The sequence below is a fragment of the Actinomadura scrupuli genome, from assembly GCF_050971785.1.
In the GTDB taxonomy this organism is placed as follows: Bacteria; Actinomycetota; Actinomycetes; order Streptosporangiales; family Streptosporangiaceae; genus Actinomadura_E; species Actinomadura_E scrupuli.
On the sequence record NZ_JBPCCU010000001.1, the window covers coordinates 1205904 to 1221222 of the forward strand.

At 72.5% G+C, this 15319-nt stretch carries 14 protein-coding genes; 8 read left to right on the forward strand and 6 right to left on the reverse strand.

Annotated features, from left to right (window positions below; translation table 11 throughout):
• Positions 1-6: 6 nt before the first annotated feature.
• The 3 genes from ACRYCC_RS05555 to ACRYCC_RS05565 all read left to right on the forward strand — a co-directional run bounded on the left by ACRYCC_RS05555 (position 7) and on the right by ACRYCC_RS05565 (position 3642).
• Positions 7-2295, forward strand: a complete 2289-nt coding sequence (locus tag ACRYCC_RS05555) for a CoA transferase (protein ID WP_433809385.1) — start codon at positions 7-9, stop codon at positions 2293-2295.
• 298 nt (positions 2296-2593) lie between these two features.
• Positions 2594-2884: an RsfS/YbeB/iojap family protein gene (locus ACRYCC_RS05560; protein ID WP_433809387.1), complete on the forward strand. Its 291-nt coding sequence runs from the start codon at positions 2594-2596 to the stop codon at positions 2882-2884.
• Positions 2881-3642: a histidine phosphatase family protein gene (locus ACRYCC_RS05565; protein WP_433809388.1), complete on the forward strand. Its 762-nt coding sequence runs from the start codon at positions 2881-2883 to the stop codon at positions 3640-3642. The genes ACRYCC_RS05560 and ACRYCC_RS05565 overlap by 4 nt, the downstream gene beginning before the upstream one ends.
• Positions 3643-3714: 72 nt before the next feature.
• Here the strand turns inward: ACRYCC_RS05565 and ACRYCC_RS05570 are convergent, their stop codons facing one another.
• The 4 genes from ACRYCC_RS05570 to ACRYCC_RS05585 form a co-directional block, all read right to left on the reverse strand.
• Positions 3715-4917, reverse strand: coding sequence for an amidohydrolase family protein (locus ACRYCC_RS05570; RefSeq protein WP_433809389.1), 1203 nt, complete (start codon positions 4915-4917; stop codon positions 3715-3717).
• A gap of 121 nt (positions 4918-5038) precedes the next feature.
• Positions 5039-5881, reverse strand: a complete 843-nt coding sequence (locus ACRYCC_RS05575; protein WP_433809391.1) for an SDR family NAD(P)-dependent oxidoreductase — start codon at positions 5879-5881, stop codon at positions 5039-5041.
• A 35-nt stretch (positions 5882-5916) separates the two neighbouring features.
• A complete protein-coding gene (locus tag ACRYCC_RS05580) occupies positions 5917-7098 on the reverse strand; it encodes a thiolase family protein (protein ID WP_433809392.1) in 1182 nt (393 codons plus the stop codon).
• On the reverse strand, positions 7098-7517 hold the full coding sequence (locus tag ACRYCC_RS05585; protein ID WP_433809394.1) for a Zn-ribbon domain-containing OB-fold protein: 420 nt from the start codon (positions 7515-7517) through the stop codon (positions 7098-7100). The genes ACRYCC_RS05580 and ACRYCC_RS05585 overlap by 1 nt, the downstream gene beginning before the upstream one ends.
• Positions 7518-7761: 244 nt before the next feature.
• Between ACRYCC_RS05585 and ACRYCC_RS05590 the strand changes: the two genes are divergently transcribed.
• The 5 genes from ACRYCC_RS05590 (at position 7762) to ACRYCC_RS05610 (ending at position 14026) form a co-directional block, all read left to right on the forward strand.
• Complete coding sequence (locus ACRYCC_RS05590) at positions 7762-8718, forward strand: LLM class flavin-dependent oxidoreductase (protein WP_433809395.1); 957 nt, start codon at positions 7762-7764, stop codon at positions 8716-8718.
• 4 nt (positions 8719-8722) lie between these two features.
• The gene (locus ACRYCC_RS05595) at positions 8723-11056 is read left to right on the forward strand and encodes a CaiB/BaiF CoA-transferase family protein (RefSeq protein WP_433809397.1); all 2334 of its coding nucleotides are present in this window, start codon (positions 8723-8725) and stop codon (positions 11054-11056) included.
• Entirely contained in the window at positions 11053-11466 is a 414-nt protein-coding gene (locus ACRYCC_RS05600) for a nuclear transport factor 2 family protein (protein WP_433809399.1), read from the forward strand. The genes ACRYCC_RS05595 and ACRYCC_RS05600 overlap by 4 nt, the downstream gene beginning before the upstream one ends.
• Before the next feature lie 122 nt (positions 11467-11588).
• Positions 11589-12788 carry an amidohydrolase family protein gene (locus ACRYCC_RS05605; protein ID WP_433809401.1) on the forward strand — a complete coding sequence of 400 codons (1200 nt, stop codon included), beginning with the start codon at positions 11589-11591 and terminating at the stop codon, positions 12786-12788.
• Positions 12789-12949: 161 nt separating this feature from the next.
• The gene (locus tag ACRYCC_RS05610) at positions 12950-14026 is read left to right on the forward strand and encodes a Zn-dependent alcohol dehydrogenase (protein ID WP_433809403.1); all 1077 of its coding nucleotides are present in this window, start codon (positions 12950-12952) and stop codon (positions 14024-14026) included.
• Positions 14027-14044: 18 nt separating this feature from the next.
• On the opposite strand, the gene ACRYCC_RS05615 is transcribed toward ACRYCC_RS05610, so the two are convergent.
• Both ACRYCC_RS05615 and ACRYCC_RS05620 read right to left on the reverse strand, forming a co-directional pair.
• Positions 14045-14431, reverse strand: a complete 387-nt coding sequence (locus ACRYCC_RS05615) for a nuclear transport factor 2 family protein (RefSeq protein WP_433809404.1) — start codon at positions 14429-14431, stop codon at positions 14045-14047.
• A gap of 34 nt (positions 14432-14465) precedes the next feature.
• Positions 14466-15272, reverse strand: coding sequence for a FadR/GntR family transcriptional regulator (locus ACRYCC_RS05620; RefSeq protein WP_433809405.1), 807 nt, complete (start codon positions 15270-15272; stop codon positions 14466-14468).
• Positions 15273-15319 lie beyond the last annotated feature (47 nt).

A 15319-nucleotide genomic window follows, 5' to 3' on the forward strand; every position in this document is an offset into this window, starting at 1 on the left:
GCGGCCATGGCGCCGCTGGAGGGGCTGCGCGTCGTCGAGGTCTCGCTCGGTGTCAGCGCCGTGGGCGCGGGGATGGCCGGCTGCCTGCCCGGTACGTTGCTGCGGGACCTGGGCGCGGACGTGACCCGGGTGTGCTCGGCGCGCCGGTCCACGCTCGACGCGGGCGTGGAGTTCGCGCGAGTGTGGGACCGGGGCAAGGAGATCGTCGAGGTCGACGACCACGAGGACCCCGCCCGCGCCGCCGGGACGGTCACCGCGCTCGCGCGCGACGCGGACGTGGTGTTCGTCGCCGGCGGCGAGGAGTCGGCCGAGCGGCAGGGGCTGGGCTACCGGGAGCTGGCCGGTACGAACCCGCGGCTGGTCGTGGTGCGGATCCGGCCGAGCCACAACGCGCTGGGCGTGCTCCCCGACCTGGAGCTGCTGGTCCATGCCCGGTCGGGGCTGCTCACCCAGATCCGCGGCCACCGGCCCGGTCCCGTGTTCGGCGACCTCGCCGTCGCCGCCGCCGGGGCGGGGCTCTCCGCGACCGTCGGCGCGCTGGCCTGTCTCTACGAGCGGGAGGCGACCGGGCTCGGCGGCTTCGTGGAGACCTCGCTGTACGACGGCCTGCAGGCGCTCCTCCCGATGATCCTCGGGAGGGTGGAGCACCACTCGCCGTCGACCACGCTGCTCTGGAGGGACCAGGGGCCGGCCGAGGCGCTGGCCTACCGCTGCGCCGACGGTGAGTACGTGCAGCTGTGGTTCGGTGCCAAGGGCGCCTACGAGGACTTCCTCGAGCACATGGGCGATCCGCCCAGCGAGCGGGGCTACAACGCCGACCTGATGAGCGGGGCCATGACCGGGCGCGGGGAGCGGTGGGCGGCGCGGTTCGCCACCCGTGACCGCGACTGGTGGATCAAGGACCTGGGCGGCCGGAAGTTCCGCTGCGAGCCGGTGTGGCGCCAGGGTGAGGCGTTGCGGGACCCGCATGTCCGGGAGACCGGCCTGAGCGTCGACCACCGGGACCCCGAACGCGGAGCGATGACGGTGGTCGGTCCGGTGGTGCGCGTCACGGCGGCCGGCGACGTCACGGCGGCCGGCGACGGCGCGCCGCGGGCGGGCCTCCCCACCGCGAGGCTCCTCTCCGGCGTCCGTGTCCTCGACCTGTCGGCCTACCTGGCCGGGCCGATCACACCGCTCGTCCTCGCCGAACTCGGCGCCGACGTGGTCAAGGTCGAGCCGCTCACCGGCGACGTGCACCGGAACATGGAGCCGATGTTCGCCGCCGGCCAGCGGGGGAAGCGCGCCGTGGCCCTCGACATGAAGGCGCCGGACGCACCGGCGGTGCTCGAACGGCTCTTCCGCTGGAGCGACGTGGTGCACCACAACTCGCGGGTCGGGCTGGCCGAGCGGCTCGGGTACGACGAGGCGACGGTGCGGGCGGCCAACCCCGACGTGATCTACAGCTTCGCCAGCGGCTTCGGCGACCACGGTCCCCGCGCGCTCCTCCCCGCCAACGACCAGCTGATGCAGGCGCTGTCGGGCGTCGAGGCGGCCCAGGGCGGCGACGGCCGGCCGCCGACGTACCTGGTGTGGGGGGCGATCGATGTCACGGGCGGCTGGCTGGCGACCTGCGGGGTGCTCGCCGGCCTCTACGCCCGAGGGCACCGCGGCGGCGGGCAGTCGGTGGCGAGCAGTCTGCTCGGCGCCGCGCTGACCTTGAAGTCGGGCGCGTTCCTCGCGGCGGATCGTGTGGTGGGCGGACCGGTCCTCGACGCCCGGCAGACCGGGTACGGCGCCGCCTATCGCATCTACCAGGGGGGCGACGGCGCCTGGTTCGCGCTGGCCGTGCCCGACGCGGGAGCGTGGGACCGGCTGCGTGACGTCGTCGGGGCCGGCGGCCTGCCCGCGTCACCGCCCCCGCTCCGGACCGGGCCGGGCGGCACCCAGCCCGAGGAGGCGCTGCTCGAGGAGGCCTTCCGCGCCAAGGACGCGGCGGCCTGGGTGACCGAGCTGCGCGCCGCGGGGGTACCCGTCGAACCGGTCGCCGAGGTCGACCGCGGCGGTTTCGTGGCGGGGTTCGTCGACGACCCGGTCAACCGCGCGCTCGGCCGCGTGGTCGGCTATCACTGGGGGGACCGGGGCCGGGTAGACCAGCCGCGCTTCCCGCCCCGGCTCGGTCCGGCACCCGCGCCCCGCGCCCCGGCGGGCATTCCCGGGCTCGGGGAGCACACCGCCGAGGTGCTCGAGTCGCTGGGCTTCGACGCCGGACGGCGGGCGGCCCTGGCGGCGTCCGGCACCATTCGCGCCCACTGACGGATCGGCGGCCGCCGCCGTTCTCCCGCGCCTGGCCCGCCGGCGCAGCGACGTCATCTACGCCATGCTCCGCGACGAGCAGCCCTGCCAACCCCACCGAAAACCCACCGCCCACGCCGCATGAGCAACCCAGCAACCCAGCAACCCAGCACGAGCCCCATGACGTCCACGTCGTGACGGCCCATCGCCGAGCGGCCCCGCAACCAGGACATCGGCCTGGAACTGCTGACCGGTCGGTAAGCGAGGGCTCTATCGTGACTGACGCCCCAACCCTCGCTGGGAGGAACACGACACCACCGTGACCGCATCCGACAAGGCCACCCGGCTGGTTCAGATCGCCGCCGAGGCCGCGACCGGCAACCTGGGCCTGCGCGAAGACGCCGACGCCAGATCGATCCGACGCGAGGGCGAACCCGAAGGCCGGTGGGGGCCGCTCGACCACTCCGACGTCGCCGTGCACATCCAGCACGATGACGACCGCGTCTACTACGCTCTCGAACGCCTCCGGAAAGAACGCCCGGCACTCCCGCTGCCCGAGGACATCAACGCCCACGCGGCGCAGCGCGTACGCGCCGGGGAGGGCCAGTGACGGCGGGAGGCGGATCGCGCAAGATCGTCCTGATGCGGCACGGCCGTACGGCATGGAACGTCGAACGCCGCTTCCAAGGCACGACGGACATTCCGCTGGACGCCGTCGGCATCGAACAGGCCGCCCGCGCCGCACGGCTCCTCGCCGCCCTACGCCCCACCGAGATCGTCTCCTCCCCGCTGCAACGCGCCGCGGCCACCGCCCGGGCCCTCGCCGACACCACCGGACTCACCGTCACCCACGATCCCGACCTCATCGAACGCAGCGGCGGCGTCTGGGAAGGACTCACCGACCACGAGATCCGCACCCGCTACCCCGACGAACACGCCAGCTGGCAACCCCCCGGCGGCGAAACAGGCGAACAGGTCGCGAAACGGTTCAGCGCCGCCCTCGAACGCGCCCTGGAACGCATCCCCGACGGGGGCCTCCTCGTCGTCGTGTCCCACGGCGCCGCCATACGCATCGGTATGCTGCACTGGCTCGGCTTCCCGGAGGAACTCTGGAGCCGAAGACCGGGCCCGACTCGGCTTCGTGGCTGGTCAGCGGGATGGAGCCTTTCTCGTATCGTTTGGAGATCATCGAGAAGACCAGGTTGGCTTCGTCTCGGGCGAGCGGTCGTCAGCCGCTCCGGCGGGCTGTCCAACGGCTGCTGGTCCATCCTCAAAGAAGGCCGCAAAGGCTGGCGGCTCGTCGAACACAACGCCGGCACCCTGCCCGAACCCGTCCTCAGCGACGACCGGACCGAGAGCGACGCCTGACGGTCACCGGCACCAGCGCTTCCAGATCATCGCTTGACGAATCCCATAGGACACCCCCAGACGAGGCGCCGCTCAGGTCCGGACCGGCGGCTCCAGCCCGTACAGCTTGGTCGCGTTGTGCTGGAGCACCTTGCCGATGGTCTCCTCGGGGAGACCGCCGAGCGACCGCTCCATGATCTCGCGGGGGCTCGGCGATTCCGAGGCCGGGCCGGGGGAGAGGCTGGTGGCGTGCGGGAAGTCGGTCTCGAACATGAGGTTGTCGGCGAGCTGGTCGATCACCGCCCGCAGGGACTTCTGCTCGAACCAGTACATGCAGTAGATCTGCCGGTGCATGTACTCGCTCGGGAGCATCCGCTCCGGGTAGTCCTTGTGGGCACCGACGTTCAGCCACTGCCAGTCCATGCTCTCGCCGAGGAAGGGCAGCCAGCCGGCGCCGTTCTCGACCGAGACGAACTTCAGGTCCGGGTACCGGTGGCAGACGCCGCTGAGGATCACCTCCGCGACGTTCTGGGCGTTGCCGAGGAGGACCAGCGCGCTCTCCTTGGTGAAGTCGAGCTTCTTCGACTGGTCGACGGCGCCCTTGAGCTCCTCGTCGGACGCCAGGAAGCCCACGTGGAAGTTCATGCTGAGGCCCATGTCCTGGGCCTGGCCGAGCAGCGGCTCCCAGTAGTCGTCGACCAGGCGCGGCAGGCCGATCTTGTCGTAGCGGGCGGCGAACAGGACGCCCTTGTGGCCCATCTCGTAGGCCCGCTTCATCTCGGCGACCGACTCGTCGATGTCCCAGAACGGGAGCATCATCATCGGGATGAGCCGCCGTGAGTCCGCCGAGCAGAACTCGACCAGCCAGTCGTTGTAGGCCCGGACGCACTCGGTCGCCAGCTCGCGAGGCATCTCGTTGAGGAACACGTGGCTGTGGAACCCGAGGATGTTCGGGTACATGACCTGGTAGTAGATACCGGCCTCGGTCATGTACGCGAGGCGCGCCTTCGGGTCGAGGGCGGCCGGGATCGCCTCCGAGAGCCGCTTCGGATGCGAGGGCGGGAACTCCGGCCAGCCGGCCTGGGCGAAGGCGCCGACGCCGTACAGCTTCCGGTCGCCGATGTACCAGACATCCTCCTGCCGCCGTTCGTGGAACCGCACGTGGGGGACGAGGTCGCCCCACTTCGACGAGACGCGCGACGTCCAGAGGTCGGCCGGCTCGATGATGTGGGAGTCGACGTCGGCGACCGCGTACCGCTCGCAGAGAGCGGCCCCGGCTGCATCCTGGTCGGCCATTCGCGTGAGCTCCTTCTGCGTAGGCACTTAGAAAGTATTTACTCACTTACTCTACGGCCGGCCTCGTGGGGGCGCAACCGCCGAGCCGCCACGGGCCGCCGCGCCGTGCCCCGGGGTCCGCTCATTCGCCGGGTTCGGGAACGCCGCGCAGGTGCGGGGCCATCATGAGCGGGGTCACGCTGAGCACACCGGACTCCACGGGAAGGGTCGTGCCCGTGATCCACCGGGCCTCGTCGCTCGCGAGGAACGCGGCAGCCCAGCCGACGTCCCAGCCGGTGCCGGGCGTCCCGAGCAGACCCGCCTCGGACCGCATGGTGTTCATGAACTCGGCGCGGGCCCCAGGGGCGGAGACCGACATCACCATCGGTGTGGTGATGTGGCCGGGCGCGACGGCGTTGACCCGGATGCCCTGGCGGCCGTGCGAGTACGCCATGTCGATCGTCATGGCGATCAGCCCGCCCTTGGCCGCCGAGTAGGCGACGGTGCCGTCACCCCGCAGGGCCGAGACCGACGACACGTTGACGATCGCTCCGGCGCCCTTCCCGGCCATCACCGGGATCGCGTACTTGGAGGCGAGGAAGGCGGTCCGGAGGTTGATGTCGAGGGCCCGGTCCCAGGCGTCCTCGGTCGTGTCCACGACCGTCCCGAGCGACGCCAGGCCGATGTTGTTCACGAGGATGTCCACCGTCCCGAACGCGTCGACGGCCGCGCGGACCATCGCCTCGCACTCGGCCGCCCTGGTGACGTCGGCGGCGAACACCACGGCCTTGCCGCCCTCCTCCTCGATCAGCCGCCGCGTCTCCTCGGCGCGCTCGGGGTGCAGGTCGACGAGCAGGACGCTCGCTCCCTCCCGGGCGAGCACGACCGCGGTCGCCTTCCCCGTGCCGATTCCCGGGCCCGGCGTCGAGCCGGCCCCCGTGACGATCGCCACCTTGTTCTCGACCCGGCCGGCACGCTCCACCATCTGGTGCTCCTCTTCTCTGTTCGAACCGTTCACCGCTACCAGCGCGTCAACAGCGCCGCGCCCGCCTCGAAGCCGCCGACGTTGGTCACCGCGGCCACCTCCGCGCCGGCGACCTGCCCTGCGCCGGCCTCCCCGCGCAGCTGGAGCACCGCTTCGGCGGTGTGGCCGAAGGCGGCGTGGAGGCGGCCGCCGGACAGCTGGCCGCCCCAGGTGTTGAGCGGGAGCTCGCCGTCGAGCGCGATCCGCTTGCCTCCGTCGACGAAGGCACCGGCCTCGCCGGTCCCGCAGAAGCCCATGGCCTCCAGCCACCAGACGACTTCGATGGTGAAGCCGTCGTAGAGCTCGGCCACGTCGACGTCGCGGGGGTAGAGGTCGGTCCGCGCCCACATCGCCGCGGCGGCGCCGTAGCCCACGTGGCCCATGTCCTCCCACTGGTCCCACGACGGCCTGCCCTCGACGACCCCGGCCATCGCCTCGATGCGGACGGGCGCCCGGAGATCGGGCGCCGTCTCGATGGCCGAGACGACGATGGCGGTGGCGCCGTCGCAGGGGACGTCACAGTCGTACAGGCAGATCGGCGACGAGATCATCCGCGACTCGAGGTAGTCGCCGACGGTCAGCGGCGACCGGTACACGGCGTCCGGGTTGAGGGCGGCGTGCGCCCGCTGCGTCACCGGGATCCACGCGAGCTGCTCACGGGTGACGCCGTACTCGTGCATGTAGCGGGCGGCGTACGGGGCCACCTGGCAGACCGGCGACAGCATTCCGACGGGCAGCAGCCAGGCGAGCGGGCCCTCGGCGACCGGCTTGGTCGAGCCGTACGCGGGGCGGCCCCCGGCGTCGCGGCCGGCGCTGCCCTCCTTCACGGTGCGCCAGACGACGACGTGGCGCGCCTGACCGGTGGCCACCGCCTGCGCCGGTCCGTAGAAGGGCAGCGACATCCCCTCGACGAGCCCCTGACGCCACGTCGTCCTGATCCGCAGCGCGTCCTGGACCTCGTAGAGGTTCCCGTTCGCGTAGCCGGGCAGGTTCGCCGCGCCGCCGCCCGGGAACATCGCCAGGCCGTCGATGTCGTCGACCGTCAGGCCGGCGTCCTCGACGGCGGCGAGGATGGCGTCGATCGTGAGCTGGAAGCCCGACCGGTCGACCTGGCGGCCGATGACGGACTGGCCGACGCCGGAGATCACCACCCGGCGCTCGAAGAGGTCGGTTCCCATCACGCCGCTCCGCCGACGGCCACGAAACTGGGGATGGCGAAGCCGCCCGGCCCCGGCTCGAAACCGACGTCGACCGGCATGCCGATGGCCGCCTGCTCCGGCGGGCACCCCCGGAGCCGGCCCACCACCCGCACCCCGGGATGGTCGGCGAACTCCACGAGGACGATGGCGTACGGCACCTCGAGATCCGGAAGCCAGCGCTGGTGGTTGACGGTGAGGCTGTACACGTGCCCGCGACTCGTGATCTCGACGGGGACCATCGCTCTGGCGCGGCAGGACCGGCACATCCCCCTCGGCGGAAACGACTCGGCGCCACAGGACGAGCAGCGTTCGACGACCAGGCGGCCCTCCTTGGCCGCGGTCCAGAACGGCTCGGTCTCCTCGGTGACGGCGGGAGGTATCCCTGTCGAAGCGTCCATCTTTCCCCTATCGCTGGTCCGGCGGGGCGGTGTGCCGAGGCCGGCCCGCGGCGTCGAGCGGCGCGCCCGCTCCGGCGCTCGCGACGGCACGGGCCTTGGCATGTGCCTCCCCACGGGTCCGGCGTCCGAAGCTAAGAAAGTATTCGCTCACTATAGCCACTACCGAGAGAAAGTGAGCCTTTGCTATCTTCGGGCCGTCGGTGCCGTCCAGGGCCGGCCCGAGTGCCGTCACGAAGGAGTCGGGTTGCCAGACGATCGCATCATCTTCGGGGCGGCGGCGATACCGGAGCCGGATCGGGACTGGCTGGCCGCGGCCGAGCGCCTTCCGATCGAGTCGATCTGGCAGGGCGGTCACCTCCTGCCGCCCGGCCCGACCGGCGAGGCGATCACCCGTCTCGCCCTGATGACCGCGTGGACCGAGCGGGTACGGGTGGGCACCGCCGTCCTCCTGCTGCCGCTGTACCACCCGGTGGTCGTGGCCAAGCAACTCGCCGACCTCGACTCCCGGTCCGGTGGCCGGGTGTCGGTCGGCGTGGGCGTCGGCGGCGAGTTCCGCCACGAGTTCGAGGCCGTCGGCGTGCCGATCGGCGAGCGCGGCCCGAGGACCGACGAGGCGATGGAGATTCTCCGGACGCTCTGGCGGGGCGGGCCGGCCGGCCACCAGGGCACGTTCTTCCGATTCGACGATCTGGAGCTCCGGCCGGTGCGGCCGCCGGGGGTCGGCGCGCCGGCGATGCGGCGGGGCGGGCCGCCGCTGCTCGTGTCCGGCCGCAAGCGGCTCGCCATGCGCCGCGCGGCCCGGCTGGGCGACGGGTGGATGCCGTACCTCATGTCGCCGAACGCCTACGCCCGCTCGGTGAGCACCATCGAGGAGGAGGCGCGGGCGGCGGGCCGGGACCTGGCCGGCTTCGAATGGATGATGTACCTCTACTGCTCGATCCGCGGGGACGGCGATCGCGCCCGTGACGACGTCGCCACGTTCCTCGGCGGCGCCTACGGCGACAAGCCGGGCGACATGCTCGACCGCATCGCCCCGGCCGGCACGCCGGAGGAGGTCGCGGCCCGGCTCCAGGAGTACGTCGACGCCGGGGTCCGTCACTTCGTGATCTCCCCGGCCGCGCCCGGCGACACCCTCGAGGTGGTCACGCTCGCCGCCGAGGAAGTGCTGCCGCGCCTGTCCGTGCCGGCCGTGGCGGGGTGAGGCCGTGAGCGCACCTGCCGCCGTGCCGCCGTGCGTGGGCCTGTCGGTGGTCGAGCTCGCCGCCGGCACCAGCGACCTCGGCCTCGGGCCGGCCGGAGGGGTGCCCGGCATGGTGCTCGCCGACCTCGGCGCCAGTGTCGTGCGGGTGGTGGGTGCGGCGGCGATGCCGATCGACCGGGACGTGCCGTGGGGCCGGGCGTGGCACCGCGACAAGCGGGTCATCGCCACCGACGACCGGGACGAGGTGTCGGCGCTGCTGCGCGACGCGGACGTCGCGCTGGTGTACGGGCCGGAGGCGCTCGTCGAAAGGCGGGGCCTGGGCCACCGCGACCTGCGGGTGTCGAACCCCTCGCTCGTCTACGCCCGGTGCCGCCCCGGCCGGACCGCCAGGGGGACCGTCACGGACTTCGGCCTCCTGGTGGAGGCGGCCGCCGGGCTCTGTACCCAGCTCGCCGGCCACCGGCCCGGCCCGATCTTCGTCGATGCCCGGGCGTCCGGTATCGGCACCGCGTCCCTGCTCACCGTGTCGGTGCTCGCGCTCCTGCGCCACCGGGCGCGGACGGGGGTCGGGGGGTGGGCCGAGACCTCGCTCTACGACGGGATGCTCGCCACGCTCGGCTGCATGATCGGCCGGTCGGAGCGCGCCGCGCCCGAGATCGAGGGGTACTGGGAGAAGGGCTCGACGTTCCCGGACTTCCTGTACGGCTGCGCCGACGGAGAGCTGATCCAGGTGTGGGTCGGCGGCAAGGGGATGTACCGCTCGATCATCGAGGTCCTCGGTGACGAGCCCAGCGCCGACGGTTACTACACCGACCAGATGACCGGAAGGCTGGGCGAGCGGGCCGCGCGCTGGAGGTCGTTCTTCGCGACCCGGCCGCGCGATGACTGGATCCGGCGCCTCCGGGAGGCGGGCGTGGCGTGCGAGCCCGTGTTCGGCCCCGGCGAGGTGCTGGCCGACCCCCATCTGGCCGAGATCGGACTGGCCGTCGCGCGGGCCGACGGAAGCCACCGCGACGTCGTGGTCGGCTCACCGATCTCGATCCGCCCGCTCGGCCGCACGCCCCGGGACGAGAGCCGGCCGCCGCCGCCCGACGGCACGGGGGCGGGCCTCCTCAACGGTCTTCGCGTCCTGGATTTCTCGGCGTTCGTGGCCGGCCCGCTCGCCGCCGAGATCCTCGCCGACCTCGGCGCGGACGTCGTCAAGGTCGAGCCGCCCGGGGGCGAGGCGATGCGCGCCGCCGCGTACGCCGTCGCGGCGTGCCAGCGAGGCAAGCGCAGCGTGGCGCTGGACATCGGCGCCCCAGAGGCCCGGCCCGTGGTCGAGCGGCTGCTCGCGTGGGCCGACGTCGTCCTGCACAACTTCCGCGTCGGGGTGTCGGAGCGGCTCGGCATCGACGAGGAGACGGTCGCCCGCCTGAACCCGCACGCGGTGTACTGCCACGCCACCGCCTTCGGCACCACCGGTCCCCGGGCCAGGTTCCCCGCGAACGACGCGCTCATGCAGGCGGTGACCGGGTTCGAGCGGGCCCTCGGCGGCGCCGGCAACGACCCGCTGGCGGCGACGTGGATTCCGATCGACATGTCCGGCGGGTGGGTCGCCGCCACCGGGGTGCTGGCCGGCCTGTACGCGAGGGCGGCGGGCGGCGGAGGGCAGCGCGTGGCGACGAGCCTGGTCGGCTCCGGGATGCTGCTGCAGAGCGGCGTGTTCCAGCGCGACGGCGAGATCGTGCGCGGTCCCGAGCTCGACCCGGGGCAGACGGGATACGGGCCCGGGTACCGCATCTACGAGTGCGGCGACGGCGGCTGGTTCGCGCTCGTCCTCCCCGACCGGGCGGCGTGGCTGCGGCTGGCCGCCCTCCCGGAGGCCTCGTCGCTTCCGGCGATCTACGCGCCGCTGCGCGGCGGTGCCGCCGACGCCGTCGCCCGTCAGGCGGAGTCGGTGCTCGAAGCGGCGTTCCGCACGGCTCCCGCGGCGGAGTGGGTCGGCCGGCTGCGCGGTCTGGGGCTCCTCGCCGAGCTCATCGAGCCGCTGGACCGGGACGGCTTCCGGCGCGCGATCCTCGACGATCCGGTGAACCGCCGGCTCGGCCGGGTGGTGTCGTACGAGACCACCGACTGGGGCCGCTTCGAGCAGATCGGCCCGCTGGTGCGGTGCGGGCCCATGGCGGGCGGCGGTCCACGGCTGATGCTTCCGGGCATCGGCGAGCACACCGTGGAGGTCCTCAGCGAGCTGGGTCTCGGCCGTGCGGAGATCGATGCGCTCCTCGCCGCGAGGGTCGCCCGGCAGATGGAGGACATCGCGAGCCCGGCCGAGCACGAGGAGGCGCAGAGGACATGAGCACACGCGACACCGCCGGGATCGACGCCGTGGAGCTGGTGAACGAGATGGCGCGCCGGTTCCGGGCCGGCGACCACGACGGCGCGTTCGAGCTGCTCCATCCGGATTTCCGGATCCAGCAACCGGCGTCGCTTCCGCACGGCGGATGGCACCGCGGCCGCGACGGCATGGTGGAGATGGGCGTGACGTTCGCACGGCACTGGGACCGGACGATCGGCGATCCGCGCGTCCTCGGCTGCGGCGACCGCGTCGTGCAGATCACCACGCAGACGTGGACGGCGAAGCCGTCTGGCCGCTCGGCGACCGTCGACGTGGTCGAGCTGTTCTCCTTCGCCGACGGGCGCATCGCGGAGATAAGGGTCTTCCAGCAGGACACGCACGCGCTCCTGGCCACCTTGGACGAGGCGTAACCCCGGGCGGCCGGCGGGCCCGCGCCTTGACAGGCCGGGGCGGCGATGGAACATTAGTAACTGGGCGTTCACTTTCTAATGGGACGCACGAGATGTGACGGGCTGTCCGGAGGTGCACGGCGATGGACTATCTGCTGATCGACGCGGATGGGCACTACTACGAGCCCGACGACTGCTTCTCCCGTCACATCGAGGCGCGCTACAAGGACATGACCGTACGCGTCGAGCGGGGCGCCGACGGTCTCGGCCGCATCTTCCTCGGGGGCCGGCGCACGTTCATGAGCGTGATGCCCGGCGACTACGCCTCGGCGCCCGGCGCCCTGGAGGGGCTGTTCGCCGGTGAGGTCGCCGACGGGTTCACGCACCGCGAGGTGATCAACGCCAGAGACCACCCGGCGTTCATCGAGAAGCCGGCCCGGCTCCGGCTGATGGACGAGCAGGGCCTCGAGGCGACGATCGTGCTCCCCACCCTGGGCGTCGCGGTCGAGTACGACATGAGGGACGATGTCGAGCTGACGTACGCGAGCCTGCGGGCCTTCAACCGCTGGCTGGAGGAGGACTGGGGGTACGGCGCCGACGGCCGGATCTTCGGCGCGCCCATGCTGTCGCTTCTCGACCTCGGGCACGCCATGACCGAGCTGCACCGGGTCATCGACGCGGGCGCCCGTCTCGTGCATCTCTGCCCGGGGCCGGTGGGGGGCCGTTCGCCGGCCGACCCGCTGTTCGACCCGTTCTGGGCGACCGTGAGCGAGGCCGGGATCCCGGTGGCGTTCCACGTGTCGAACAGCGGCTACAACCACTTCTACGGCACGCACTGGTCCGAGGACGCCGGCAACCCCTCCCACATGCAGTCCCCGTTGCAGTGGGCCCTCTGCAACACCGAGCGGCCGGTCGTCGACACGCTCATCGCACTGACGCTGCACAACCTGTTCGGCCGCCATCCCGCCGTGAAGATCATCTCGATCGAGAACGGCTCTAGCTGGCTGAAGCCGCTGTTCAAGACGGTCGACAAGGCGGCGGCACTCGGCCGCCGCGGCCCCATGATCGGCGGCAAACTCCCACCCCGCCCCAGCGAGGCCCTGGCGGAGCACCTCTGGATCTGCCCCTTCCCGGAGGACGACGTGAACGAGCTCATCGAGGCCATCGGCGCCGACCACGTCCTGTTCGGCTCGGACTACCCGCACCCCGAAGGACTCCGGGAGCCCCGCGACTACGTCTACCGGCTCGCCGCCTGCGACGACGGGGTCACGCGCAAGGTGCTGCGCGGCAACACCGCCGGGCTGCTCGGCCTGCGCGACCACGCGCCGGCACTGCCGGGCTAGCCATCAGGAGAGGGGACCGGCCGGCGCGGTGAGCACGCCGCCGCCATGCCGTGGTGGCGGCCCCGCCGGGGAGAAGTGAGCCGTCATTCGCCCGACCCCGCCCGCGGTCGGCCGCCAACCGTCCTCCGTCGGTGGAGGACCGGATCTCCAAGGATTCAGCTGTGAAAGTCGTCGTCGCATACGAGGCCGGCCGGCCGCTCGTGGTGGAGGACCTCCCCGTTCCGAGCGTCGGGCCACGGGACGTCCTGGTGAACATCAGCGCGAGCGGCATGTGCCACACGGACCTCAACGTCGTCAATGGGCTGTCGCCGCTGCCGCTTCCGATCGTGCCCGGCCACGAGGGGTGCGGGATCGTGGAGGAGGTCGGCTCCGAGGTGCGCCGGGTCCGCGTCGGGGACCGCGTCCTCGCGTCGGTCACGCCGGCGTGCGGGAACTGCTGGCACTGCGTCAACGGCATGTCCAACCACTGCGAGCTCAACTCGGCCGTGAGCGGGGCGCCGCGGTTCGAGCTCGGTGACGGCCGGTGGGCCGCCGCGGTCTGCGGTTGCGGGACGTTCGCCGAGGCCATGGTCGTGCACGAGGCGTCGGTGCTCCCCGTGCGGACCGATCTCGGAGACGAGGAGCTCGCCCTGCTCGGGTGCGGTGTCACGACCGGCGTGGGGGCCGCCCTCAACACCGCCGCCGTCGTCCCGGGCTCCAGCGTGGCGGTGATCGGCTGTGGCGGTGTCGGCCAGTCGGTGATCCAGGGGGCGCGCATCGCCGGCGCCGCGGTCATCATCGCCATCGACCCGGTGCCGGGCCGGCGCGAGGCGAGTACCCGGGTGGGGGCCACGCACACCGTCGACCCGGCCGAGGGCGACCCGGTCGAGCAGGTACGGGCGCTGACCGACGGACGCGGCGCCGACTACACCTTCGAGGTCGTCGGACGTCCCGAGCTCATGGTGCAGGCCTTCGACATGGCCCGCGTGGAGGGCACGGTGACGCTCGTCGGCATGCCGGCGGTGGGCCAGACCCTCACGCTGCCGGCCCTGAAAGCGGTGTTCTCCGGCAAACGTCTCGCCGGGTCCGTCGTCGGCGGGGCCCAGATCCTGCGCGACTTCCCCCGGTTCATCCGTCTCGCCGAGAGCGGCAGGCTGGACCTCGGCTCGATGGTCACCAGGCGCATCAAGCTCGACGAGATCAACGACGGCATCGACCTGATGACCCGGGCGGAGGGAGTGCGGACCGTCATCGTGTAGCTCCGCCGCCCGCGAGACCTACGCCATCGAGTCCCGGGAGTAGTGACAACGCCACTCGACCACCTTGCCCGCCGCGTCCACGCGCATGGAGTCGGCCCCGCGCCGGACGGTGCCGTCCGGGGAGTGGCAGGTGTAGACGAGCACGAGCGTGTCGGTGCCCGCGTACGTCGCGTCGAGCGTGTAGCGGATCCCCGGGGTACGGCGCAGCGCGTGGTCGACGTACGAGCGCAACGCGTCGTGCCCGTCGATCGTCGTCTTCGCGGGATCGCCGGTCAGCCTCGGGACGAACGGCGAGCTGAAGACGACCTCGGCGGCGAACGGCGCCATGATCGTGGAGAGGTCGCCGTGGTTCCACCCCTCGTGCCAGTGCCGCCGCAGGTCTTCCACCGTCGTGTCGTCGAGCATTCGGTCATCTCCTTGGTGCGGCCCGCGCCGGACGCTAGATCCGTGCGTGCCGGCCGGATCGGATCTTCTGGCGCGCCAGGGCGGACGACGCGTTCACGACGCCGTCGTCGAAGCGCTCGAGCAGCAGCTCCTGGGTCGCGGTGAGGTGGGCGCGGGCCACCCGCTCCGCCTCGGCGGCCCGCCCCGCCGCGATGTCCTCGACGATCCGCCGGTGGGTGCGGACGGCGCTCTCCGCCTCGGCCCTGGAGGGGTACTCGCCGCGCCTGGTGAGCGCCTCTGCCCACGCCTCCTCCTGCACCGACCACAGGGCGACGAGGCTGCTGACGACGTAGCGGACGGTCGCGTTCGGGGTGAACGAGACGACCAGGTCATGGAACTCCCGAGCGGCCTGCGTGAACGCGATGCCGTCGCCGACCAGCCCGGCGGAGGTCTCGACGTTGGCGCTGAGCACCGGGACGACCACCTCGGCGCGGTCCGCTCGCCTGGCGCACTCGCCGGCGCACATGGGTTCCAGCATCTGCAGGCCGGCCGCGAGGTCCCCCAGGGTGACCCGGCCGCCCTGAAGTGCGAGGCCGAGATGGTAGGCCGCCGACGACCCGTCGGGGCGGTGCACCTCGGCGCCCCCGACGCTGCCGCGCCGGACCGTCACCAGGCCCTCGGTCTCCAGGATCCGGATGGCCTCCCGGATCGAGGGATGGCTGACGCCGAACTCCTTCACCAGGTGGTCCTGGGTGGGCAGCCGGTAGTCGTCGGCGCCGGACAGGATGCGGGCGCGCAGCTCCGCGGCGACGGTCTCCGCGATGCGGTGCTGCGGGACGCGGCTGGGTCGGGCGTTCGTCACGCAGGCCGCTTCCTGTGGAGCTCGGGGACCATGCGCGGCAGTCTAGC